Genomic DNA, 22,699 nt, shown 5'->3' on the forward strand with positions numbered 1-22,699 from the left:
TACCTGGCCGAGCTTCATGCCTCAGCCCCGCACTATGTCCTGCCTCATCGGCGAGAGGAGCGTATTTATCCTCGCGCCATCCGGCTCAAATCACCGAAGTATCCGATCAGAAATAAAAATGCCAGTCAGCTTAACTGACTGGCATTAGGGCATGCCGGGCTTTTTATTGCGTCGCAAATTATTGCGGCGAGGTATCCAGTGGTTGCGGCGTCGGGACCGGAACGGTTTCTACACCGTCGACGTCCTTCTGGATCTGATCCAGCAACGAACCTGGCTTGACCGGCTTTTCCGGTTTTGGCTTCTCGACGTTCTCTGCCGGGGCAGGCACTGTCGTGCCGCTGTCCTTGCCGAGAATGGCTTCGTCACGGCTCACGCCTGGCATGAAATCACCGGAGAGGCTGACAAGCTGATCATTTGGGTTGAAGATAACGCTGATGCGTTCCTGTTGGCGTTCACCGCCACCCGGTTGCAGGCTGTACAGATAATCCCAGCGATCGGCATGGAACGTGTCAGTCAGCAGAGGGTTGCCCATGATAAACCGTACTTGCTTACGGGTCATTCCCGGGCGTAACTGGTCTATCATGTCCTGCGTGACGACATTGCCCTGCTGGATGTCGATTTTGTAAACCCCGGGGAATGAACAACCGGCGAGTGCGAGCAGTCCCACAAAGGTGAAACTGGTTAGCAAGAGCTTGGTGTTTTGCATCGGTGGGCGACTTCCACTATCTTGGCTGGGACAACGTAAACGCCGATCATACCCGCATTAAGAGAAGCTGCGAAGCAGCATCGCGAGAAAGCTGACCATGGTTGAAAATAGCGAACTACGCAAAGCCGGCCTCAAAGTGACCCTGCCACGGGTCAAAATTCTGCAAATGCTCGACTCCGCCGAGCAGCGCCACATGAGTGCCGAGGATGTCTACAAGGCCCTTATGGAGGCTGGTGAGGACGTCGGTCTGGCCACGGTTTACCGTGTTCTGACCCAGTTCGAGGCAGCTGGCCTTGTGGTGCGGCACAACTTCGACGGAGGCCATGCGGTCTTCGAGCTGGACGACGGAAAGCATCACGACCATATGGTCAACGTCGAAACCAGCGAAGTGATCGAATTCTTCGACGAAGAAATCGAGCGGCTTCAGAAAGCAATCGTCGACAAGTATGGCTTCGAGATGGTTGATCACAATCTGGTGCTGTACGTGCGCAAGAAAAAGTAAGCATGTCGCGCGAACTCAGGTTCGCGAAACGAACGAAGGCGACCCCAGGGTCGCCTTCGTGCTTTCTGCCTTTATTTATTCAATTCAAGCTTTTGCGGCCACCACCATTTTTTTGGCATGCGCCAGGGATTCCTTGGTGAGATCGATGCCGCCCAGCATTCGTGCGACTTCTTCGACGCGGTCGTTTTTGCTCAGTTTGGAAACGGCCGTGCGGGTGGCATCTTCGCCGCGCACTTTATGCACAAATAGATGTTGATGACCTTGCGCCGCCACCTGCGGCAAGTGGGTCACTGTCAGTACCTGTCCGCGCTCGCCGAGCCTGCGCAGCAACTGGCCGACGATTTCCGCGGTCGGGCCGCCAATGCCGACATCGACTTCGTCGAACACCAGGGTCGGGACACGGGAGGTCTGTGCGGTGATCACCTGGATCGCCAGGCTGATCCGTGACAGCTCGCCACCGGATGCGACTTTTGCCAAGGCTTTTAATGGTTGTCCCGGGTTGGCGCTGACCAGCAGCTCAACTTGTTCAAGTCCGTTAGGCAGCAGTTCGTCGCTGCTGTTTGGACGCAGTTCGATGGTGAAGCGCCCGCCAGGCATGCCCAGGCGCTGGATTTCCTGTTCCACTGCGCTGGCCAGGCTGCTCGAGGCTTGATGACGCAGGTCGCTCAGTTCCCGAGCCTTTTCCTGATAATGGCGAGCGTATGAAGACAGCTCATCACTCAGCCGCTCGATGGATTCGTCGTTGGCGTTGAGGGTTTCGATTTCATCCAGCAGTTTCTGCTGCATCTCGGCGACTTCGGTCGGCTGGATGCGGTGTTTGCGCGCCAGGGTGTAGATCGCGTCGAGGCGCTCTTCGAGGTATTGAAGGCGGGACGGATCGGCGTCGAAGTTGTCGAGGAAGCGATTCAGTTCGCCAACAGCCTCTTCAACCTGGATCTGTGCACTGGTCAACAAGCTGCTGGCTTCGCCCAGCGCACCGATCGAGCTGTTCACGCTCGACAGGCGATTGAGGCTGGCGGTGAGGGCGTTCAGTACATTTCCGGAATCACTTTCACTGCATTGCTCGACGACTTGCCGGCAGATGCCGAGCAAGGTCTCGGCGTTGGTCAGGTTCTTGTGTTCCTGCTCAAGCTGCTCCAGTTCGTTGTCGCCAAGGCCAAGGTTTTCCAGCTCCTCAAGTTGATAGCTGAGCAACTGATGGCGGGCGCGTTGCTCATCGCCGGAGTTGGAGAGCCGCTCAAGTTCCTGGCGGGTCTGGCGCCAGCGCTGGGCGGCGAGTTGAACCTGGCGGGCAAGGTCGGTTGCGCCGGCATACTCATCGAGCAGGCGACGGTGGGTGTCGGTCTTGAGCAGGGATTGGTGCTCGTGCTGGCTGTGAATGTCGATCAGCAGCTCGCCCAGCGCCTTGAGATCGCCAAGCGGGCAGGGCGTGCCGTTGATGTAGCCGCGCGAACGTCCTTCGGATGTGATGACCCGGCGCAGGATGCACGGGCCGTCGTTTTCGAGGTCGCGCTCGGCCAGCCAGGCGCTGGCTTCCGGAATGTCGACCAGATCGAAGGTGGCCAGGATATCGGCCTTGTCGGCGCCGGGGCGGACCACGCCGCTGTCGGCGCGATCGCCCAGGGTAAGGCCCAGCGCGTCGAGCATGATCGACTTGCCCGCGCCGGTTTCCCCGGTGATCACGCTCATCCCGCGATCGAGTTCGAGATCGAGATGTTCAACGATGGCGTAGTTGTGTACGGACAGGTGCACCAGCATATGGGCCGCTCCCAGGTGTTAGGTCTGGTTATTTATACAGTGTTTTGTTTCTGGCTGACAATGCCCCTCGTTAGCTCGATTCGCTCGGTCCGACGAAAGCCTTATCGCGACCGCGAATGACAAAGCAGTTGTTTTTTGTAGGGTTAATCGTCGGACCCCCTTGAAGCCGGATTTTGCGGCCCCATATAGCTGGGCAGAAGCGCGAGTTGAGCTCGCGGACGAAATTGAAAGGAGAAATCTATGGCTGACGAACAGACAGTGGATACGCAAAACCCAGACGCCAACCAGGCGCCCGAGGCTTCGGGTGATGACCTGGCGGCTCGTGTACAAGTGCTCGAAGAGCAACTGGCAGGCGCTCAGGATCAGGCTTTGCGTGTAGCCGCCGATCTGCAGAACGTCCGCCGTCGCGCCGAGCAGGATGTGGAGAAGGCTCACAAGTTCGCGCTGGAAAAATTCGCCAGCGACCTGCTGCCGATCGTCGACAGCCTGGAGCGTGGCCTGGAATTGTCCAGCCCGGATGACGAAAGCATCCGTCCGATGCGCGAAGGCATCGAACTGACCCTGAAAATGTTCCAGGACACCCTCAAGCGTTATCAGCTTGAAGCGATCGATCCCCATGGCGAACCGTTCAACGCCGTTCACCATCAGGCAATGGCCATGCAGGAAAGCGCCGATGTCGAGCCGAACAGTGTTCTGAAGGTGTTCCAGAAGGGCTATCAGCTCAATGGTCGCCTGCTGCGCCCGGCGATGGTCGTGGTCAGCAAGGCGCCTGCGCCGGTTTCGCCTTCGATTGATGAGCAGGCTTGAAATCCGCCGCAAGGCCCCCATTTATAAGTCAAGCGTTTAAGTGCTACCGCAGTTAGCCACCACTGCTGCGGCAACCAAATCCAAAGTTTCGGGAGAGTGAACATGGGCAAAATTATCGGTATCGACCTGGGGACTACCAACTCCTGCGTCTCCGTGCTGGAAAACGGCAAGGCAAAAGTTATTGAAAACGCTGAAGGCGCGCGTACCACGCCGTCGATCATCGCTTACGCCAACGATGGCGAAATCCTGGTTGGCCAGTCGGCCAAGCGTCAGGCCGTGACCAATCCGCACAACACCCTGTATGCGGTGAAGCGTCTGATCGGTCGTCGTTTCGACGAAGAAGTCGTGCAGAAAGACATCCAGATGGTCCCTTACAAGATCGTCAAGGCTGACAACAGCGACGCCTGGGTTGAAGTGAACGGCCAGAAAATGGCGCCGCCACAAATCTCGGCTGAAATCCTGAAGAAAATGAAGAAGACCGCCGAAGACTACCTCGGCGAGACCGTGACTGAAGCGGTGATCACCGTTCCGGCCTACTTCAACGACAGTCAGCGTCAGGCGACCAAAGACGCCGGCCGCATCGCTGGCCTGGACGTAAAACGTATCATCAACGAACCAACCGCAGCCGCTCTGGCTTACGGCATGGACAAGGCCAAGGGCGATCACACCGTGATCGTTTACGACCTGGGTGGTGGTACTTTCGACGTTTCCGTGATCGAGATCGCTGAAGTCGATGGCGAGCACCAGTTCGAAGTACTGGCTACCAACGGTGACACGTTCCTGGGCGGTGAAGACTTTGACATTCGTCTGATCGACTACCTCGTCGACGAATTCAAGAAAGAAAGCGGCATGAACCTCAAGGGCGACCCGCTGGCCATGCAGCGCCTGAAAGAAGCCGCTGAAAAAGCCAAGATCGAACTGTCCTCGAGCCAGTCGACCGACGTGAACCTGCCGTACATCACTGCAGACGCCACCGGTCCTAAGCACCTGAACGTGAAGATCTCCCGCGCCAAGCTCGAAGCGCTGGTGGAAGACCTGGTTCAGCGCACCATCGAACCTTGCCGCATCGCAATGAAAGATGCCGGTATCGAAGTTGGCGCGATCAACGACGTGATCCTGGTGGGCGGTCAGACCCGTATGCCACTGGTTCAGAAGCTGGTAACCGAGTTCTTCGGTAAAGAAGCTCGTAAAGACGTCAACCCGGACGAAGCTGTTGCCATGGGTGCTGCCATCCAGGGCGCGGTACTGGCCGGTGACGTGAAAGACGTTCTGCTGCTCGACGTCAGCCCGCTGACCCTGGGTATCGAAACCATGGGTGGCGTGATGACCGCGCTGATCGAGAAAAACACCACGATTCCTACCAAGAAATCGCAAGTGTTCTCGACCGCCGACGACAATCAGGGCGCCGTGACCATTCACGTGCTGCAAGGCGAGCGTAAGCAAGCCGCACAGAACAAGTCCCTGGGCAAGTTCGACCTGGCCGACATTCCACCAGCTCCACGTGGTGTGCCGCAGATTGAAGTGACCTTCGACATCGATGCCAACGGCATCCTGCACGTAGGTGCGAAGGACAAGGCTACCGGCAAGACTCAGTCGATCGTGATCAAGGCCAACTCCGGTCTGTCCGACGAAGAAATCGAGCGCATGGTGCGTGATGCCGAGGCGAATGCCGAGGAAGACCGCAAGTTCGAAGAGCTGGCTGCTGCCCGTAACCAGGGCGATGCACTGGTTCATTCGACGCGCAAAATGGTTACCGATGCCGGCGATAAAGTGACCGCTGAAGAGAAAACTGCAATCGAAGCTGCCGTAGTTGCCCTGGAAGCCGCCGTTAAAGGCGACGACAAGGCTGCTATCGACGCCAAGGTTGAAGAGCTGTCGAAAGTCTCCGCTCCAGTGGCGCAGAAGATGTACGCCGAACAGGCTCAGCCTGCTGAAGGCGCTGCACCGCACGACGACAAGGCGGAAAAGGCTGACGACGTTGTCGACGCCGAGTTCGAAGAAGTCAAAGACCACAAGTAAGTTGTTGGTCGGCCGGTTGACTGCCTTAAGGCGGTGACTGGTAGGATGTCGCCGCGCGGGAGCTTGCTCCCGCGTTGGCGTATCTGGAATACGCGAATTTTTACAGCATGCGACAGCGTTCGCGTGCTGGTGGTATGGCCGGAAATGCTCCTGCTTTTCGCGCCGCAAGTACCGCAAGAATCAAAGACCAGGATCGTTGAATTGACGTGAGTTGGGTCCGGGCCTGTATTGGGGCTCAACGAGTTCGGCAAACTCAGGAGGGTTTTGTCGGACGTCCTCAAGAGTGCAAAGACTTATGGCAAAACGTGACTATTACGAAGTATTGGGTGTTGAGCGTGGCTCAAGCGAAGCGGACCTGAAAAAGGCCTACCGTCGCCTGGCAATGAAGCATCACCCGGACCGTAATCCCGATGACAAAGCGTCGGAAGACATGTTCAAAGAGGCCAACGAGGCCTACGAAGTGCTGTCCGATTCCGGCAAACGCGCGGCATACGATCAGTACGGTCATGCCGGTGTTGACCCGAGCATGGGTGGCGGCGGTGCCGGTTTCGGTGGTCAGAACTTCTCCGACATCTTTGGCGATGTCTTCAGTGACTTCTTCGGTGGCGGTCGCGGCGGTTCCCGTGGCGGCGCTCAGCGCGGCAGTGACTTGCGTTACACCCTGGAGCTGGACCTCGAAGAGGCGGTGCGCGGTACGACCGTGAACATCCGCGTTCCGACGCTGGTCAACTGCAAGCCGTGTGATGGTTCCGGCGCCAAGAAAGGTTCGTCGCCGGTGACCTGCCCGACTTGCGGCGGTATCGGCCAGGTGCGCATGCAGCAAGGTTTCTTCTCGGTGCAGCAGACCTGCCCGCGCTGCCATGGCCAAGGCAAGATCATTTCCGATCCGTGCGATTCCTGCCACGGCGAAGGTCGTGTCGAAGAGTACAAGACCCTGTCGGTGAAAGTGCCGGCCGGTGTCGATACCGGTGACCGCATTCGTCTGTCCGGCGAGGGCGAGGCGGGCGCTCACGGTGGTCCGACGGGTGACCTGTACGTGGTGATCAATGTGCGCGAGCACTCGATTTTCCAGCGCGATGGCAAGCACCTGTTCTGCGAAGTGCCGATCAGCTTCGTCGATGCGGCGCTGGGTGGCGAGCTGGAGATTCCGACCCTTGATGGCCGGGTCAAGCTGAAGATCCCTGAGGGGACTCAGACCGGCAAGCAGTTCCGTGTTCGCGGCAAGGGCGTTGCGCCTGTGCGCGGCGGCGGAGCCGGTGACCTGATGTGCCGCGTAGCGGTCGAGACTCCGGTCAATCTGAGTCGTCGCCAGCGTGAAATGCTCGAGGAATTCCGTAGTTCGTTGGCGGACGACAACAGCCATTCACCGAAAACCACTGGTTGGTTCGAAGGCGTGAAGCGCTTCTTCGGCGATTTGTAAGGAGACAGGCATGCGACGTATTGCAGTGATGGGCGCCGCCGGGCGCATGGGCAAGACCCTGATTGAAGCGGTGCAGCAAACCCCGGGCGCCGGTCTGACGGCGGCGGTGGATCGTCCCGACAGCACGCTGGTCGGTGCGGATGCCGGCGAGCTGGCTGCGCTGGGTCGAATCGGCGTACCTCTGTCCGGTGATCTGGATCGGGTGGTCGACGAGTTCGACGTGCTGATCGACTTCACGCACCCGACGGTGACCTTGAAGAACCTGGCTTTCTGTCGTAAGCACGGCAAGGCCATGATCATCGGTACCACCGGTTTCAGCGTTGAAGAAAAGCAGTTGCTGGCGGAGGCGGGCAAGGACATTCCGATTGTCTTCGCGGCCAACTTCAGTGTCGGGGTCAACCTGTGCCTGAAGTTGCTCGACACAGCCGCTCGCGTATTGGGTGACGATGTCGATATCGAAATCACCGAAGCTCACCATCGGCATAAAGTCGATGCGCCGTCCGGCACTGCCATGCGCATGGGTGAGGTGATTGCCGATGCGTTGGGTCGCGATCTGAAAAAGGTGGCGGTGTATGGTCGTGAGGGTCAGACCGGCGCTCGTGATCGCGAGACCATTGGTTTTGCCACTGTGCGCGCTGGCGACATCGTTGGTGATCACACTGTGCTGTTCGCCGCCGACGGCGAGCGTGTCGAGATCACTCACAAGGCGTCCAGTCGCATGACCTTCGCCAAGGGCGCGGTACGTGCTGCTTTGTGGCTGGACGGGCGCGAGCCTGGCCTTTACGACATGCAAGACGTGCTCGATCTGCGTTAAGATGCACCCGAAATCGGGCTCGCGCACAGCGTTTGAGCCCGGTTTTGTTCCGCCAAGCGACGACCTGTCGCATTCTCCAGCCTTTAAGGCTCATTGGCGGTAGACCAAAAATGCCTTTTTCTGTAAGCTACAGCTTTAGTGTGTCCACTAAAAGCGCGCAGAATAATTCAGTGAAGAAGCGGGGTGACGTGTCCATACGTCACTCCGCTTTTTTACAACCTGCGATCGCCCTTTCAGGCTTTATTTACGGGAGGTCTTCTTGACTAAGCCAGCCATACTCGCCCTTGCTGATGGCAGCATTTTTCGCGGCGAAGCCATTGGAGCCGACGGTCAAACCGTTGGTGAGGTGGTGTTCAACACCGCAATGACCGGCTATCAGGAAATCCTTACCGATCCTTCCTACGCCCAACAGATCGTTACCCTGACTTACCCGCACATCGGCAACACCGGCACCACGCCGGAAGACGCCGAGTCCAACCGCGTCTGGTCTGCCGGCCTGGTCATCCGTGACCTGCCACTGGTGGCGAGCAACTGGCGCAACACGATGTCCCTGTCCGACTACCTGAAGGCCAACAATGTTGTGGCCATCGCCGGTATCGACACCCGCCGCCTGACGCGCATCCTGCGTGAAAAAGGCGCGCAGAACGGCTGCATCATGGCCGGTGACAACATTTCCGAGGCCGCCGCCATCGCCGCCGCCCAGGGTTTCCCTGGTCTGAAGGGCATGGACCTGGCGAAAGTCGTCAGCACCAAGGAAAGCTACGAGTGGCGCTCGACTGTCTGGGATCTGAAAACCGACAGCCATGCAACCATCGAAGCCTCCGAGCTGCCGTACCACGTGGTTGCCTACGACTACGGCGTCAAGGTGAACATCCTGCGCATGCTGGTCGAGCGCGGTTGCCGCGTGACCGTCGTGCCTGCGCAAACCCCTGCTGCCGATGTGCTGGCACTGAAGCCGGACGGCGTGTTCCTGTCCAACGGCCCTGGTGATCCGGAGCCTTGCGACTACGCGATCCAGGCGATCAAGGACGTGCTGGAAACCGAGATCCCGGTCTTCGGTATCTGCCTCGGTCACCAACTGCTGGCCCTGGCCTCCGGCGCCAAGACCCTGAAAATGGGTCACGGCCACCACGGTGCCAACCACCCCGTCCAGGACCTGGACAGCGGCGTGGTGATGATCACCAGCCAGAACCACGGTTTTGCCGTAGACGAAGCGACCCTGCCGGCCAACGTTCGCGCGATCCACAAATCGCTGTTCGATGGCACCCTGCAAGGTATCGAGCGTACCGACAAGAGCGCCTTCAGCTTCCAGGGTCACCCGGAAGCCAGCCCTGGCCCGAACGACGTAGCGCCATTGTTCGATCGCTTCATCACCGAGATGGCCAAGCGACGCTGATCGCTCGCCCTGATGTAGCAAAGCTTGAGGGTGGCCCCACACCGGTGGCCCCCTCAAGGCTTCAGAGATTGAACAAGACGGCTTGCCGACTGACCTGCGGATTTGAGTGACAAACCCATGCCAAAACGTACAGACATTAAAAGCATCCTGATTCTCGGTGCTGGCCCGATCGTGATCGGCCAGGCCTGCGAATTCGACTACTCCGGTGCCCAGGCCTGCAAAGCCCTGCGCGAAGAGGGTTACCGCGTCATCCTGGTGAACTCCAACCCGGCCACCATCATGACCGACCCGGCCATGGCCGACGCCACCTACATCGAGCCGATCAAGTGGCAGACCGTTGCCAAGATCATCGAGAAAGAGCGTCCGGACGCGCTGCTGCCGACCATGGGTGGCCAAACCGCTCTGAACTGCGCCCTGGACCTGGAGCGCGAAGGCGTTCTGGAGAAGTTCGGCGTAGAGATGATCGGTGCCAACGCCGACACCATCGACAAGGCTGAAGACCGTTCGCGTTTCGACAAGGCGATGAAGTCCATCGGCCTGGCGTGCCCGCGCTCCGGTATCGCCCATAGCATGGAAGAGGCCAATGCGGTCCTCGAGAAGCTCGGCTTCCCGTGCATCATCCGCCCGTCCTTCACCATGGGCGGCACCGGTGGCGGTATCGCTTACAACCGTGAAGAGTTCGAAGAAATCTGCGCCCGTGGTCTGGACCTGTCGCCGACCAAAGAGCTGCTGATCGACGAATCGCTGATCGGCTGGAAAGAATACGAAATGGAGGTTGTCCGCGATAAGAAGGACAACTGCATCATCGTCTGCTCCATCGAAAACTTCGACCCGATGGGCGTGCACACCGGTGACTCGATCACCGTGGCTCCTGCACAGACCCTGACCGACAAGGAATACCAGATCCTGCGTAACGCCTCCCTGGCGGTATTGCGTGAGATCGGCGTGGAAACCGGCGGTTCCAACGTTCAGTTCGGTATCTGCCCGAACACCGGCCGCATGGTCGTGATCGAGATGAACCCGCGTGTATCCCGTTCCTCGGCACTGGCTTCGAAAGCCACCGGTTTCCCGATCGCCAAGGTCGCGGCCAAGCTGGCTGTGGGTTACACCCTCGACGAACTGTCGAACGACATCACCGGCGGCAAGACCCCGGCGTCCTTCGAACCGTCCATCGACTACGTCGTCACCAAGCTGCCACGCTTCGCGTTCGAGAAGTTCCCCAAGGCTGACGCACGCCTGACCACTCAGATGAAGTCGGTGGGTGAAGTCATGGCCATCGGCCGTACCTTCCAGGAATCCCTGCAGAAAGCCCTGCGCGGTCTGGAAGTTGGCGTTTGCGGTCTGGACGAGAAGGTTGATCTGGCCAACCCGGAAAGCATGAGCGTTCTCAAGCGCGAGCTGACCGTGCCGGGCGCCGAGCGTATCTGGTACGTGGCGGACGCAATGCGCGCCGGCATGACCGTCGAAGACATCTTCGGCATGACCATGATCGACCCTTGGTTCCTGGTGCAGATGGAAGACCTGATCAAGGAAGAAGAGAAGGTCAAGACCCTGGGTCTGACCAGCATCGACCGCGATCTGATGTTCCGCCTCAAGCGCAAAGGCTTCTCCGATATGCGCCTGGCCAAATTGCTGGGTGTGACCGAGAAGAGCCTGCGTGCTCACCGCCACAAGCTGGAAATTTTCCCGGTCTACAAGCGCGTCGACACCTGCGCTGCCGAGTTCGCCACCGATACTGCCTACCTCTACTCGACGTACGAGGAAGAGTGCGAAGCGGCGCCATCGGGTCGCGACAAGATCATGATCCTGGGTGGCGGTCCTAACCGTATCGGCCAGGGCATCGAGTTCGACTACTGCTGCGTACACGCGGCGCTGGCCCTGCGCGATGATGGCTACGAGACCATCATGGTCAACTGCAACCCGGAAACCGTTTCCACCGACTATGACACTTCCGATCGCCTGTACTTCGAACCAGTGACCCTGGAAGACGTGCTGGAAATCGTCCGCGTCGAGAAGCCAAAAGGCGTGATCGTCCAGTACGGCGGCCAGACCCCGCTGAAACTGGCTCGTGCCCTGGAAGCCGCCGGCGTGCCGATCATCGGCACCAGCCCTGACGCCATCGACCGTGCCGAAGACCGTGAGCGCTTCCAGCAGATGGTCCAGCGACTGAACCTGCGTCAGCCGCCAAACGCCACCGTGCGCAGCGAAGACGAAGCGATTCGTGCCGCCAGCAAGATCGGTTACCCGCTGGTGGTCCGTCCGTCCTACGTACTGGGCGGTCGTGCGATGGAAATCGTCTACGAAGAAGAAGAACTCAAGCGCTACCTGCGTGAAGCGGTTCAAGTGTCCAACGACAGCCCTGTGCTGCTGGACCACTTCCTCAACTGCGCCATCGAAATGGACGTGGATGCGGTCTGCGACGGCAAGGACGTGGTAATCGGCGCGATCATGCAGCACATCGAGCAGGCTGGTGTTCACTCCGGTGACTCCGCGTGCTCGCTGCCGCCGTACTCGCTGCCTGCGCACATCCAGGACGAGATGCGTGACCAGGTCAAGAAAATGGCCCTGGAGCTCGGCGTGGTCGGCCTGATGAACGTTCAGTTGGCGCTGCAAGGCGACGACATCTACGTTATCGAAGTCAACCCGCGCGCTTCCCGTACTGTGCCGTTCGTGTCCAAGTGCATCGGTGTTTCCCTGGCAATGATCGCTGCTCGCGTCATGGCCGGTAAGACCTTGAAGGAAATCGGCTTCACCAAGGAAATCATCCCGAACTTCTACAGCGTGAAAGAGGCGGTGTTCCCGTTCGCCAAATTCCCTGGCGTTGACCCGATCCTCGGCCCAGAGATGAAGTCCACCGGTGAAGTGATGGGCGTAGGCGACACCTTCGGTGAAGCGTTCGCCAAGGCCCAGATGGGTGCCAGCGAAGTATTGCCGACCGGTGGTACTGCGTTCATCAGCGTTCGTGACGACGACAAGCCACTGGTTGCGGGCGTGGCCCGTGATCTGATCAACTTGGGCTTCGAAGTGGTTGCCACTGCCGGTACTGCCAAGCTGATCGAGGCTGCAGGCCTGAAAGTGCGCCGTGTGAACAAGGTGACCGAGGGTCGTCCGCACGTGGTCGACATGATCAAGAATGACGAAGTCACGCTGATCATCAACACCACCGAAGGTCGTCAGTCGATCGCTGATTCGTACTCCATTCGTCGTAATGCCCTGCAGCACAAGATTTACTGCACCACCACCATTGCTGCTGGCGAAGCCATCTGTGAAGCGCTGAAGTTCGGTCCCGAGAAGACTGTGCGTCGCTTGCAGGATCTACACGCAGGATTAAAGGCATGAGCATAACGAAGTACCCAATGACCGTTCAGGGCGCTCGCGCCCTGGAAGAAGAGCACACTCACCTGACCAAGGTCGTTCGTCCGAAGCTCAGCCAGGACATCGGTACGGCCCGCGAGTTGGGTGACTTGAAGGAAAACGCCGAATACCACGCTGCCCGTGAGCAGCAGGGTATGGTCGAGGCGCGCATTCGTGACATCGAGGGCCGGATTCAGAATCAGGTCATCATTGATGTCACGACCATTCCTCATACTGGCAAAGTGATTTTCGGCACCACTGTTGAAATCGCCAACGTCGAAACTGACGAGCGCGTCACCTATCACATCGTGGGTGAGGATGAGGCTGACTTCAAACTGGGCAAAATCTCTGTCGGTTCGCCACTGGCCCGCGCCTTGATTGCCAAGGAAGAGGGTGATGTGGTCGCCGTGAAAACGCCTGGCGGCGTTATCGAGTACGAGATTGTCGAAGTTCGCCACGTCTGAAGGCTGGCGCCCGTTTCGTGCGGGCGCCATGCTTTGGCAGCTGACCCAGATGTTATGGGTCGGCGGCTTGTGGCTGTTGCAAATCGGTCTGTTGCCGGTGCTGGGACGAATTGGCCTGGCGCCGCTGCTGATCGATGAAATCGCAGGCATGCTCAATACGCTGGTAGTGGGATTCGCTACGGCGTGTGTGATATTTCAGGCTTTGGTGCTGGTTAAGGCCGATGGCCTTGCCAGTCTATGGCGAGATATTCGCGGGCAGCTGCTATTGATGGCGCTGTGTGCGTGCGCGATGTACTTCGCGGTGCGTTTCGGCTGGCCGAATGCCGATCGTTGGCAGGCGTTCAGCTATCTTGTTCTGGGCTTTTCCGGGCTGGTGCTGGTGTTGCAGCCGGTGCCGGGATGGAGTGGCAGGGTGCGCGAAGCACACCCTTGACCCTTGCCATCACTTGAAGCGATGGACGTTCGACAGCTGCTTGTTGACGCTGAAGTTCTTGCGGTAGATCAGTGCCATCTTGCCGATGACCTGGACCAGATCCGCTTTGCCGACCTTGCAGAGCTCTGCAATGGACGCCAGGCGCGATTCGCGATCGAGGATGTTGAGCTTGATTTTAATCAGCTCGTGATCCGCCAATGCGCGTTCGAGTTCGGCTAACACACCTTCAGTCAAACCGTTGTCAGCCACAATCAAAACTGGTTTCAGATGGTGGCCAATGGATTTGTACTGTTTCTTCTGCTCTTGAGTGAGCGGCATAATCTGACCCCTGCGTCTGATCTTGTAAAAAGCGGCGGCCAGTTTACCCGAGCGAGTCCGGGACCGCCCAGTTAATCACGACCCGTTTTATTTTCGAGGTGGCCCGTGGCCCGTTCCAAGACAAGCCTTAACTGGCTGAAAGAACATTTCAACGACCCATTCGTCAAAATGGCACAAAAAGACGGGTACCGTTCCCGCGCCAGCTACAAGCTGCTGGAGATCCAGGAAAAGGATCGTCTGATTCGTCCGGGCATGAGCGTAATCGACCTTGGTGCGGCCCCCGGTGGGTGGTCCCAGGTGACCAGTCGTCTGATTGGCGGGCAGGGAACACTGATCGCTTCTGACATTCTGGAAATGGACAGCATTCCGGACGTGACCTTCATTCAGGGGGACTTTACCGAGGATGCCGTGCTGGCCCAGATCCTCGAGGCCGTCGGAAAAAAGGAAGTAGACCTTGTGATTTCCGATATGGCCCCCAATATGAGTGGATTACCGGCCGTAGACATGCCGCGAGCGATGTTCCTGTGCGAATTGGCACTGGATCTTTCGACCCGGGTGCTCAAGCCCGGTGGTGATTTTTTGATCAAGATCTTCCAGGGCGAAGGCTTCGATGAGTTCCACAAGAGCGTTCGCCAGCAGTTCGAGAAGGTGCAGATGCGCAAGCCGACCTCGTCGCGCGACCGTTCTCGCGAGCAGTACCTGCTGGGTCGCGGTTTCCGCGGACGCAGTGAAGGTTGAGTGAATTTTCGATCAGGGTGATAGGTTTTTTGTATTACGCCTTGTCAGAATTAGCGAATATTGTGTAGGAAGTGTTTCACAAAGGGTTACAGACGGCGCCTGCCAAGTTGTAGGTAATGTAGTAAGTTAGGCCGGTGAATATCATGCGAAGCGCGCGTCAGTAGCGGAGCTTGCTTCAGAGGGTAGTTAATTGAACGATATGGCAAAGAATCTGATCCTGTGGTTGATCATCGCGGCTGTCCTGGTGACGGTGATGAACAACTTCTCCAGCCCTAACGAGCCGCAGACCCTCAACTATTCCGACTTCATCCAGCAGGTCAAGGATGGCAAGGTCGAGCGCGTGGCGGTTGATGGCTACGTGATTACCGGCAAACGCAACGATGGCGACAGCTTCAAGACCATTCGCCCGGCGATCCAGGACAACGGCCTGATCGGCGACCTGGTGGATAACCACGTCGTGGTCGAAGGCAAGCAGCCTGAACAGCAATCCATCTGGACTCAGCTTCTGGTTGCCAGCTTCCCTATCCTCGTGATCATCGCCGTGTTCATGTTCTTCATGCGGCAGATGCAGGGCGGTGCCGGTGGCAAGGGCGGGCCGATGAGCTTCGGTAAAAGCAAGGCGCGCCTGCTCTCGGAAGATCAGGTGAAAACGACCCTGGCTGACGTTGCCGGTTGCGACGAAGCCAAGGAAGAAGTCGGCGAGCTGGTCGAGTTCCTGCGCGACCCAGGCAAGTTCCAGCGCCTGGGTGGCCGCATTCCTCGCGGTGTGCTGATGGTCGGTCCTCCGGGTACCGGTAAGACCTTGCTGGCCAAGGCCATCGCCGGCGAAGCCAAAGTGCCGTTTTTCACCATTTCCGGTTCCGACTTCGTCGAAATGTTCGTCGGTGTCGGTGCCAGCCGTGTTCGCGATATGTTCGAACAGGCCAAAAAACACGCTCCATGCATCATCTTCATCGACGAAATCGATGCGGTCGGTCGCCATCGTGGCGCCGGCATGGGTGGTGGTCACGACGAGCGCGAGCAGACGCTCAACCAGTTGCTGGTTGAGATGGACGGCTTCGAAATGAATGACGGCATCATCGTGATTGCTGCGACCAACCGTCCTGACGTACTGGACCCTGCGTTGCTGCGTCCGGGCCGTTTCGACCGCCAGGTTGTGGTCGGTCTGCCGGACATCCGTGGTCGCGAACAGATTCTCAAGGTTCACATGCGCAAAGTGCCGATGGGCGACGACGTTGCTCCGGCCGTGATCGCCCGTGGTACTCCAGGCTTCTCCGGTGCTGACCTGGCGAACCTGGTGAACGAGGCGTCCTTGTTCGCCGCCCGTGCCGGCAAGCGCATCGTCGAGATGAAAGAGTTCGAACTGGCGAAAGACAAGATCATGATGGGCGCCGAGCGCAAATCCATGGTCATGTCCGAGAAAGAAAAGCAGAACACGGCTTATCACGAAGCAGGCCACGCCATCGTGGGGCGTGTCGTGCCTGAGCATGATCCGGTGTACAAAGTGTCGATCATCCCGCGCGGCCGTGCGCTGGGTGTGACCATGTTCCTGCCGGAAGAAGATCGTTACAGCCTGTCCAAGCGTGCGTTGATCAGCCAGATCTGTTCGCTGTACGGCGGTCGTATCGCTGAAGAAATGACCTTGGGCTTCGATGGCGTGACCACCGGTGCTTCCAACGACATCATGCGCGCCAGCCAGATTGCGCGGAACATGGTGACCAAGTGGGGGCTCTCGGAGAAACTCGGCCCGTTGATGTATGCCGAAGAAGAGGGCGAAGTGTTCCTCGGTCGCGGCGGTGGCGGTCAGAGTGCAAGTTTCTCTGGCGAAACAGCCAAGTTGATCGACTCCGAAGTGCGCAGCATCATCGATCAGTGCTACGGCACGGCGAAGCAGATTCTCACGGATAACCGTGACAAGCTTGACGCGATGGCCGATGCCTTGATGAAGTACGAAACGATCGATGCCGAGCAGATCGACGACATCATGGCGGGTCGTACGCCTCGCGAGCCACGCGACTGGTCGGGTGGCACGGGTACTTCCGGCACCCCTCCGGTGGTGCAGGATGAGCGTCCGGAAACACCGATCGGTGGTCCTGCTGCTGACGTATAAGGTTTGAAATGACTTCTGTTCAGTCCTCGACCCGGTTGCCTTGCGGCAACCGGGTTCTTGATTTGGCCCAGACGCATGTCATGGGTATTCTCAATGTCACTCCTGATTCTTTCTCCGATGGTGGCCAATACAGCCAGCTCGACGCGGCCATGCGCCACGCCGAAGCCATGGTGGCGGCCGGCGCTACGCTGATCGATGTCGGTGGAGAGTCCACCCGCCCTGGTGCCAGGGTCGTATCGCCACTGGAAGAGCTGGAGCGCGTAGCGCCCATCGTCGAGCGCATCAGCCGCGAGCTGGATGTGATCATATCGGTCGACACCTCAACGCCAGCCGTCATGCGAGAAGCAGCGCGATTGGGTGCCGGGCTGATCAATGACGTGCGTTCGTTGCGTCGCGATGGAGCCCTGGATGCTGCAGCGGCCACCGGGCTGCCGGTCTGCCTGATGCATATGCTGGGCGAGCCGGGCGATATGCAGGACAATCCGCAGTATCAGGATGTCACCAGGGAGGTCGGTGAGTTTCTCTCCGAGCGCATGCATCAGTGTTCATTGGCGGGAATTGCGGCTGAGCGGATCATTCTTGACCCCGGCTTTGGCTTCGCCAAAACCTTGCAGCACAATCTGAGTTTGTTCAAACATATGGAAGCCCTGCATGCCTTGGGGCGACCCCTGTTGGTCGGGGTTTCGCGAAAGAGCATGATTGGTCAGGCGTTGAATCGTCCGGTGGGAGATCGTCTGTATGGTGGTTTGGCGCTCGCGGCGCTGGCTTCGGCGAAAGGTGCGCGTATATTGCGCGTCCATGATGTAGCCGAAACAGTGGATGTGGTGCGGATGATCGCCGCAGTGGAATCAGCCGAATAAGAATGATGGAGCACTTATGAGCAAAAAATATTTTGGCACCGATGGTATTCGTGGGCGTGTCGGTGAATACCCGATTACTCCTGACTTCATGCTCAAGCTCGGCTGGGCTGCAGGTATGGCATTCCGCAAGATGGGCGCCTGCAAGGTACTGGTAGGTAAGGACACCCGGATCTCCGGCTACATGTTCGAGTCTGCGCTTGAAGCAGGGCTGACGTCGGCAGGTGCCGATGTAATGCTGCTGGGACCGATGCCGACTCCGGCTATCGCCTATTTGACGCGTACTTTTCATGCCGAGGCTGGCATCGTCATCAGTGCGTCGCACAATCCGCATGATGACAATGGCATCAAGTTCTTCTCCGGCAATGGCACCAAGCTGCCGGATGAAGTCGAGCATATGATCGAAGAGTTGCTCGATACGCCAATGACCGTGGTTGAGTCGAGCAAGATCGGCAAGGTGTCGCGAATCAACGACGCCTCCGGCCGTTACATCGAATTCTGCAAGAGCAGCGTACGCACCGGCACCAGTTTCACGGGGCTGAAGATCGTGGTCGACTGTGCTCATGGGGCCACCTACAAAGTGGCGCCGAGCGTGTTCCGCGAGTTGGGTGCCGAGGTCGTGGTTCTCTCCGCGCAGCCCAATGGTCTGAACATCAACGAAAACTGCGGTTCGACCCATATGGGGCAACTGCAGGCTGCCGTCCTGGCTGAAAAGGCGGACCTGGGCATTGCCTTCGATGGCGATGGCGATCGCGTGCAGATGGTCGATCACACGGGGGCGGTAGTTGATGGTGATGAGTTGCTGTTCATCATTGCGCGTGACCTGCATGAGCGTGACAAGTTGCAAGGTGGTGTGGTCGGCACTCTGATGAGTAACCTGGGGCTGGAGCTGGCCCTGGCCGACCTGGGCATTCCATTCGTGCGCGCCAATGTCGGTGATCGCTATGTGATCGCCGAACTGCTTGAGCGCAACTGGATTGTGGGCGGGGAAAATTCGGGGCACGTGGTGTGCTTCAGTCACACCACCACCGGTGACGCAATTATTGCCGCGCTGCAGGTGCTGATCGCGCTGAAGCGCCGGGATGAAAGCCTGGCGCTAACCCGACAGGCGCTGCGCAAGTGCCCTCAGGTACTGATCAATGTGCGATTCGGTGGCGGCGCAAGCCCACTCGATCATCCGTCGGTCAAGGAAGCCAGCGAGCGTGTGACCAAGGCCATGGCGGGTCGGGGGCGTGTGCTTTTGCGCAAGTCCGGAACCGAACCGCTGGTGCGTGTGATGGTCGAAGGCGAAGACGAAACGCAGGTTCGTGGCTATGCCGAAGAGCTGGCAAAACTGGTTACTGAAGTTTCTGCCTGAATTCGGCTTGCCAGCCATGATTGTGTTGGGTAACATCTGCGCCCACTTTGACCGACGAGGTACAGCATGCGTCGCCCTATGGTAGCTGGTAACTGGAAGATGCACGGTACCCGCGCCAGCGTCGCTGAGCTGATCAACGGCCTTCGTGACTTGGCCTTGCCGAGCAGTGTTGATGTCGCGGTATTCCCGCCTTTCCTGCATATCAATCAAGTGATTGATGGCCTGGAAGGAAAGTCGATTTCGGTCGGCGCGCAGAATTCTGCGGTGGAATCCGGGCAAGGTGCGTTGACCGGTGAAGTTGCACCGAGTCAGTTGGTGGATGCGGGTTGTTCCCTGGTGCTTGTCGGGCACTCCGAGCGCCGCCAGATCATGGGCGAGCAGGACGCAGTGCTGATCCGCAAGTTCGCAGCGGCACAGGCATGTGGCTTGATTCCGGTGTTGTGCATAGGGGAAACCCTGGAGCAGCGTGAAGCCGGAAAGACTCTTGAGGTTGTCTCGTGTCAGCTGGGCAGTATCATTGAGGAGCTGGGTGTCGGTGCCTTTGCCAAGGCAGTGATCGCTTACGAGCCGGTCTGGGCCATTGGCACCGGGCTGACTGCAACGCCACAACAGGCGCAGGATGTGCATGCAGCCATTCGCGCCCAGTTGGCGGCAGAGAATTCTGAAGTCGCGCAAGGTGTGCGGCTTCTATACGGCGGCAGCGTGAAGGCGGCCAATGCGGTCGAACTGTTCGGCATGCCGGATATCGATGGGGGCCTCATTGGTGGGGCTTCCCTGAATGCAGATGAGTTCGGTGCGATCTGTCGCGCCGCGGGAAACTGAAAAAATGCTGGAAACAGTCGTAGTCGTTTTTCATCTGCTGGGTGCATTGGGCGTAGTAGCTCTGGTTTTGCTGCAGCAGGGTAAAGGTGCGGATGCTGGCGCGTCTTTCGGAGCAGGTGCTTCAAATACTGTGTTCGGAAGCCAAGGTTCCTCTACCTTTCTTAGTAAGTTTACTGCTATACTTGCCGCAGGTTTTTTCATAACCAGCTTGGGGTTAGGTTACTTTGCTAAAGAGAAGGCTCACCAGCTGACTCAAGTAGGTCTCCCAAATCCAGCGGTACTGGAAGTTCCAAAGCAACAACCGGCTTCTGATGATGTCCCGGTGCTTCAAGAGCAAAAGTCGGCTACTCCAGCGACTGACGTGCCTCCAGCTCAAGAGCAGAAGTAAGAAGGGTTTCAAACGTAGTATTGCCGAGGTGGTGGAATTGGTAGACACGCAACCTTGAGGTGGTTGTGCCCATAGGGTGTAGGGGTTCGAGTCCCCTTCTCGGTACCAATTAGTCAGGAGAGCCCGCTGTTGCGGGCTTTCTTGCAGGTGGAAGGTTACATTGACCCTGTAGGGGATCGGTCGTATACTTCCGCCCCAGCTTTGTCGCGGGGTGGAGCAGTCTGGTAGCTCGTCGGGCTCATAACCCGAAGGTCGTCGGTTCAAATCCGGCCCCCGCAACCAGTTTAAGGAGCCCCTTTTAAGGGGCTTTTTGTTAGCTGGACACTTTCAACGCCGCTGTTCGACGGCGTTTCAAGGATGGGCGTTTCGCCCATTTTTTTATTTTGCATAGCATGCACATACATGCACTAGGGGGTTCAGGTGTCGAGCAAGCTAGAAGAGTTGCAGGCCTTGCTGGCCCCGGTGGTCGTGGCCCTAGGCTATGAATGCTGGGGTATCGAGTTTTCGGCTCAGGGTCGTCACTCGATGTTGCGCGTTTATATCGATAAAGAAGGCGGCGTGCTGGTGGACGATTGCGCCATCGTCAGCCGTCAGATCAGCGGTGTGCTGGATGTTGAAGATCCAATCTCCGTTGAGTACACCCTTGAAGTTTCCTCGCCTGGCATGGAACGCCCTCTGTTCACTCTTGAGCAGTTTGCAAAATTTGCCGGTGAACAAGTGAAGATCAAGCTGCGCTCGCCTTTTGAAGGACGACGCAACTTTCAGGGCCTTCTGCGCGGCGTAGAAGAGCAGGATGTCGTGGTGCAGGTAGATGACCATGAGTTCCTGTTGCCGATCGATATGATCGACAAGGCCAACATTATTCCCAGTTTTGACTGAGGCGTGCCAGATACTGCGGATCCCGCGGATCCAATGGCTTGCGAAAGGCGAGGCGTACGATGAGCAAAGAAGTACTGCTGGTTGTTGAGTCGGTATCCAATGAAAAGGGCGTACCGGCAAACGTGATTTTTGAAGCGCTGGAGCTGGCCCTGGCCACTGCTACCAAAAAGCGTTTCGAAGACGAAGTTGATCTGCGTGTGGAAATCAACCGCCACACGGGTGCATACGAGACATTCCGTCGCTGGACGGTCGTCGAAGAAGCAGACCTGGACGATCCGGCCATCGAAACCTGGCCGAGCAAGGTTGCCGAAACGCATCCTGGCGCCAAGGTCGGTGACGTCGTAGAAGAGAAGATCGAGTCCATCGAGTTCGGCCGCATCGCTGCACAGACTGCCAAGCAAGTCATTGTGCAGAAAGTTCGCGAAGCCGAGCGCGCTCAGGTTGTTGACGCTTATCGCGAGCGCCTGGGTGAAATCATCTCCGGCACCGTGAAAAAAGTCACCCGCGACAACGTGATCGTTGATCTGGGCAACAACGCTGAAGCGTTGCTGGCCCGTGAAGACATCATTTCTCGCGAAACTTTCCGGGTTGGCGTGCGTCTGCGTGCGCTGCTCAAGGAAATCCGCACCGAGAACCGCGGCCCGCAGTTGATCCTGTCGCGTACCGCGCCGGAAATGCTGATCGAGTTGTTCCGCATCGAAGTGCCGGAAATCGCTGAAGGCCTGATCGAAGTAATGGCAGCATCCCGTGACCCGGGTTCGCGCGCCAAGATCGCGGTCCGCTCCAAGGACAAACGCATCGACCCGCAAGGCGCTTGCATCGGTATGCGCGGTTCGCGCGTCCAGGCAGTGTCGGGTGAGTTGGGCGGTGAGCGTGTGGACATCGTCCTGTGGGACGACAACCCGGCTCAGTTCGTGATCAATGCAATGTCGCCGGCTGAAGTGGCGGCAATTATCGTTGACGAAGATGCCCATGCAATGGACATCGCCGTTGGCGCAGACAATCTGGCTCAGGCCATTGGTCGGGGTGGTCAGAACGTGCGTCTGGCTAGCCAGTTGACTGGCTGGACCCTGAACGTGATGACCGAATCGGACATCCAGGCTAAGCAGCAAGCAGAAACCGGCGACATCCTGCGCAACTTCATCGACGAGCTGGAAGTCGACGAAGACCTGGCGCAGGTGCTGGTAGATGAAGGCTTTACCAGCCTGGAAGAGATTGCCTACGTACCGTTGGAAGAAATGCTCAACATCGACGGCTTTGACGAAGAAACCGTCAACGAGCTTCGCGCTCGCGCCAAGGATCGTTTGTTGACCAAAGCCATCGCTACTGAGGAAAAGCTGGCAGACGCCCATCCGGCCGAAGACCTGCTCTCGCTTGAGGGTATGGACAAGGATTTGGCGATGGAACTGGCGGTGCGCGGCGTAATTACCCGCGAAGACCTGGCCGAGCAGTCTATTGACGACCTGCTCGACATCGACGGCATTGACGATGATCGTGCCGGCAAGTTGATCATGGCCGCCCGAGCCCACTGGTTCGAGTAATTAGGCGCGGCCTGAG

Annotated in this window: 20 protein-coding genes and 2 tRNA genes; 19 read left to right on the forward strand and 3 right to left on the reverse strand. The window is 58.2% G+C overall.

The features are described from left to right. Positions 1–178: 178 nt before the first annotated feature. Complete coding sequence (locus KGB07_RS17605; protein WP_046038691.1) at positions 179–706, reverse strand: outer membrane protein assembly factor BamE; 528 nt, start codon at positions 704–706, stop codon at positions 179–181. 97 nt (positions 707–803) lie between these two features. On the opposite strand from KGB07_RS17605, the gene fur reads away from it, so the two are divergent. Next, positions 804–1,208 carry a ferric iron uptake transcriptional regulator gene (gene fur, locus KGB07_RS17610; protein WP_003197684.1) on the forward strand — a complete coding sequence of 135 codons (405 nt, stop codon included), beginning with the start codon at positions 804–806 and terminating at the stop codon, positions 1,206–1,208. A gap of 84 nt (positions 1,209–1,292) precedes the next feature. Here the strand turns inward: fur and recN are convergent, their stop codons facing one another. Beyond that, the gene (gene recN, locus KGB07_RS17615; RefSeq protein WP_008047468.1) at positions 1,293–2,966 is read right to left on the reverse strand and encodes a DNA repair protein RecN; all 1,674 of its coding nucleotides are present in this window, start codon (positions 2,964–2,966) and stop codon (positions 1,293–1,295) included. Between the two features lie 240 nt (positions 2,967–3,206). Between recN and grpE the strand changes: the two genes are divergently transcribed. The 8 genes from grpE to KGB07_RS17655 all read left to right on the forward strand — a co-directional run bounded on the left by grpE (position 3,207) and on the right by KGB07_RS17655 (position 13,673). Continuing rightward, the gene (gene grpE, locus KGB07_RS17620; protein ID WP_046038692.1) at positions 3,207–3,773 is read left to right on the forward strand and encodes a nucleotide exchange factor GrpE; all 567 of its coding nucleotides are present in this window, start codon (positions 3,207–3,209) and stop codon (positions 3,771–3,773) included. A gap of 102 nt (positions 3,774–3,875) precedes the next feature. Further along, positions 3,876–5,792, forward strand: a complete 1,917-nt coding sequence (dnaK, locus tag KGB07_RS17625; RefSeq protein WP_046038693.1) for a molecular chaperone DnaK — start codon at positions 3,876–3,878, stop codon at positions 5,790–5,792. Positions 5,793–6,087: 295 nt separating this feature from the next. Further along, the gene (gene dnaJ / locus KGB07_RS17630) at positions 6,088–7,212 is read left to right on the forward strand and encodes a molecular chaperone DnaJ (RefSeq protein WP_046038694.1); all 1,125 of its coding nucleotides are present in this window, start codon (positions 6,088–6,090) and stop codon (positions 7,210–7,212) included. A 10-nt stretch (positions 7,213–7,222) separates the two neighbouring features. Then, positions 7,223–8,026 (forward strand): 4-hydroxy-tetrahydrodipicolinate reductase, encoded by an 804-nt coding sequence (gene dapB, locus KGB07_RS17635; RefSeq protein ID WP_046038695.1) that lies wholly within the window; start codon positions 7,223–7,225, stop codon positions 8,024–8,026. 259 nt (positions 8,027–8,285) lie between these two features. Then, positions 8,286–9,422: a glutamine-hydrolyzing carbamoyl-phosphate synthase small subunit gene (gene carA / locus KGB07_RS17640; protein WP_046038697.1), complete on the forward strand. Its 1,137-nt coding sequence runs from the start codon at positions 8,286–8,288 to the stop codon at positions 9,420–9,422. A 117-nt stretch (positions 9,423–9,539) separates the two neighbouring features. Continuing rightward, on the forward strand, positions 9,540–12,761 hold the full coding sequence (gene carB, locus KGB07_RS17645; protein ID WP_046038699.1) for a carbamoyl-phosphate synthase large subunit: 3,222 nt from the start codon (positions 9,540–9,542) through the stop codon (positions 12,759–12,761). Between the two features lie 2 nt (positions 12,762–12,763). Further along, on the forward strand, positions 12,764–13,240 hold the full coding sequence (greA, locus tag KGB07_RS17650; protein ID WP_046038757.1) for a transcription elongation factor GreA: 477 nt from the start codon (positions 12,764–12,766) through the stop codon (positions 13,238–13,240). 28 nt (positions 13,241–13,268) lie between these two features. Next, positions 13,269–13,673 carry a hypothetical protein gene (locus tag KGB07_RS17655; protein ID WP_046038759.1) on the forward strand — a complete coding sequence of 135 codons (405 nt, stop codon included), beginning with the start codon at positions 13,269–13,271 and terminating at the stop codon, positions 13,671–13,673. Between the two features lie 9 nt (positions 13,674–13,682). Here KGB07_RS17655 and KGB07_RS17660 read toward each other — a convergent pair whose 3' ends face one another. Then, positions 13,683–13,991, reverse strand: coding sequence for a YhbY family RNA-binding protein (locus KGB07_RS17660; protein ID WP_007942889.1), 309 nt, complete (start codon positions 13,989–13,991; stop codon positions 13,683–13,685). Positions 13,992–14,096: 105 nt separating this feature from the next. Here KGB07_RS17660 and rlmE point away from each other — a divergent pair, with 105 nt between their 5' ends. The 10 genes from rlmE to nusA all read left to right on the forward strand — a co-directional run bounded on the left by rlmE (position 14,097) and on the right by nusA (position 22,683). Continuing rightward, the gene (gene rlmE / locus KGB07_RS17665) at positions 14,097–14,729 is read left to right on the forward strand and encodes a 23S rRNA (uridine(2552)-2'-O)-methyltransferase RlmE (protein WP_046038702.1); all 633 of its coding nucleotides are present in this window, start codon (positions 14,097–14,099) and stop codon (positions 14,727–14,729) included. Positions 14,730–14,928: 199 nt separating this feature from the next. Beyond that, positions 14,929–16,839 (forward strand): ATP-dependent zinc metalloprotease FtsH, encoded by a 1,911-nt coding sequence (gene ftsH, locus KGB07_RS17670; RefSeq protein ID WP_015093436.1) that lies wholly within the window; start codon positions 14,929–14,931, stop codon positions 16,837–16,839. A gap of 8 nt (positions 16,840–16,847) precedes the next feature. Then, positions 16,848–17,699 carry a dihydropteroate synthase gene (gene folP / locus KGB07_RS17675; protein ID WP_223466089.1) on the forward strand — a complete coding sequence of 284 codons (852 nt, stop codon included), beginning with the start codon at positions 16,848–16,850 and terminating at the stop codon, positions 17,697–17,699. Between the two features lie 16 nt (positions 17,700–17,715). Beyond that, complete coding sequence (gene glmM / locus KGB07_RS17680) at positions 17,716–19,053, forward strand: phosphoglucosamine mutase (RefSeq protein ID WP_046038709.1); 1,338 nt, start codon at positions 17,716–17,718, stop codon at positions 19,051–19,053. 66 nt (positions 19,054–19,119) lie between these two features. Beyond that, positions 19,120–19,875 (forward strand): triose-phosphate isomerase, encoded by a 756-nt coding sequence (tpiA, locus tag KGB07_RS17685; protein WP_223466090.1) that lies wholly within the window; start codon positions 19,120–19,122, stop codon positions 19,873–19,875. Between the two features lie 4 nt (positions 19,876–19,879). Further along, positions 19,880–20,263, forward strand: coding sequence for a preprotein translocase subunit SecG (gene secG / locus KGB07_RS17690; protein ID WP_017336473.1), 384 nt, complete (start codon positions 19,880–19,882; stop codon positions 20,261–20,263). A gap of 22 nt (positions 20,264–20,285) precedes the next feature. Next, a tRNA-Leu gene (locus KGB07_RS17695) sits at positions 20,286–20,371 on the forward strand. Positions 20,372–20,468: 97 nt separating this feature from the next. After that, positions 20,469–20,545 (forward strand) — tRNA-Met (locus tag KGB07_RS17700). A gap of 138 nt (positions 20,546–20,683) precedes the next feature. Then, the gene (rimP, locus tag KGB07_RS17705; protein ID WP_007915250.1) at positions 20,684–21,142 is read left to right on the forward strand and encodes a ribosome maturation factor RimP; all 459 of its coding nucleotides are present in this window, start codon (positions 20,684–20,686) and stop codon (positions 21,140–21,142) included. A 59-nt stretch (positions 21,143–21,201) separates the two neighbouring features. After that, positions 21,202–22,683: a transcription termination factor NusA gene (gene nusA / locus KGB07_RS17710; RefSeq protein ID WP_007900474.1), complete on the forward strand. Its 1,482-nt coding sequence runs from the start codon at positions 21,202–21,204 to the stop codon at positions 22,681–22,683. Positions 22,684–22,699 lie beyond the last annotated feature (16 nt).

The sequence above is a fragment of the Pseudomonas sp. GL-RE-26 genome (assembly GCF_019956275.1).
Lineage (GTDB): Bacteria > Pseudomonadota > Gammaproteobacteria > Pseudomonadales > Pseudomonadaceae > Aquipseudomonas > Aquipseudomonas grandcourensis.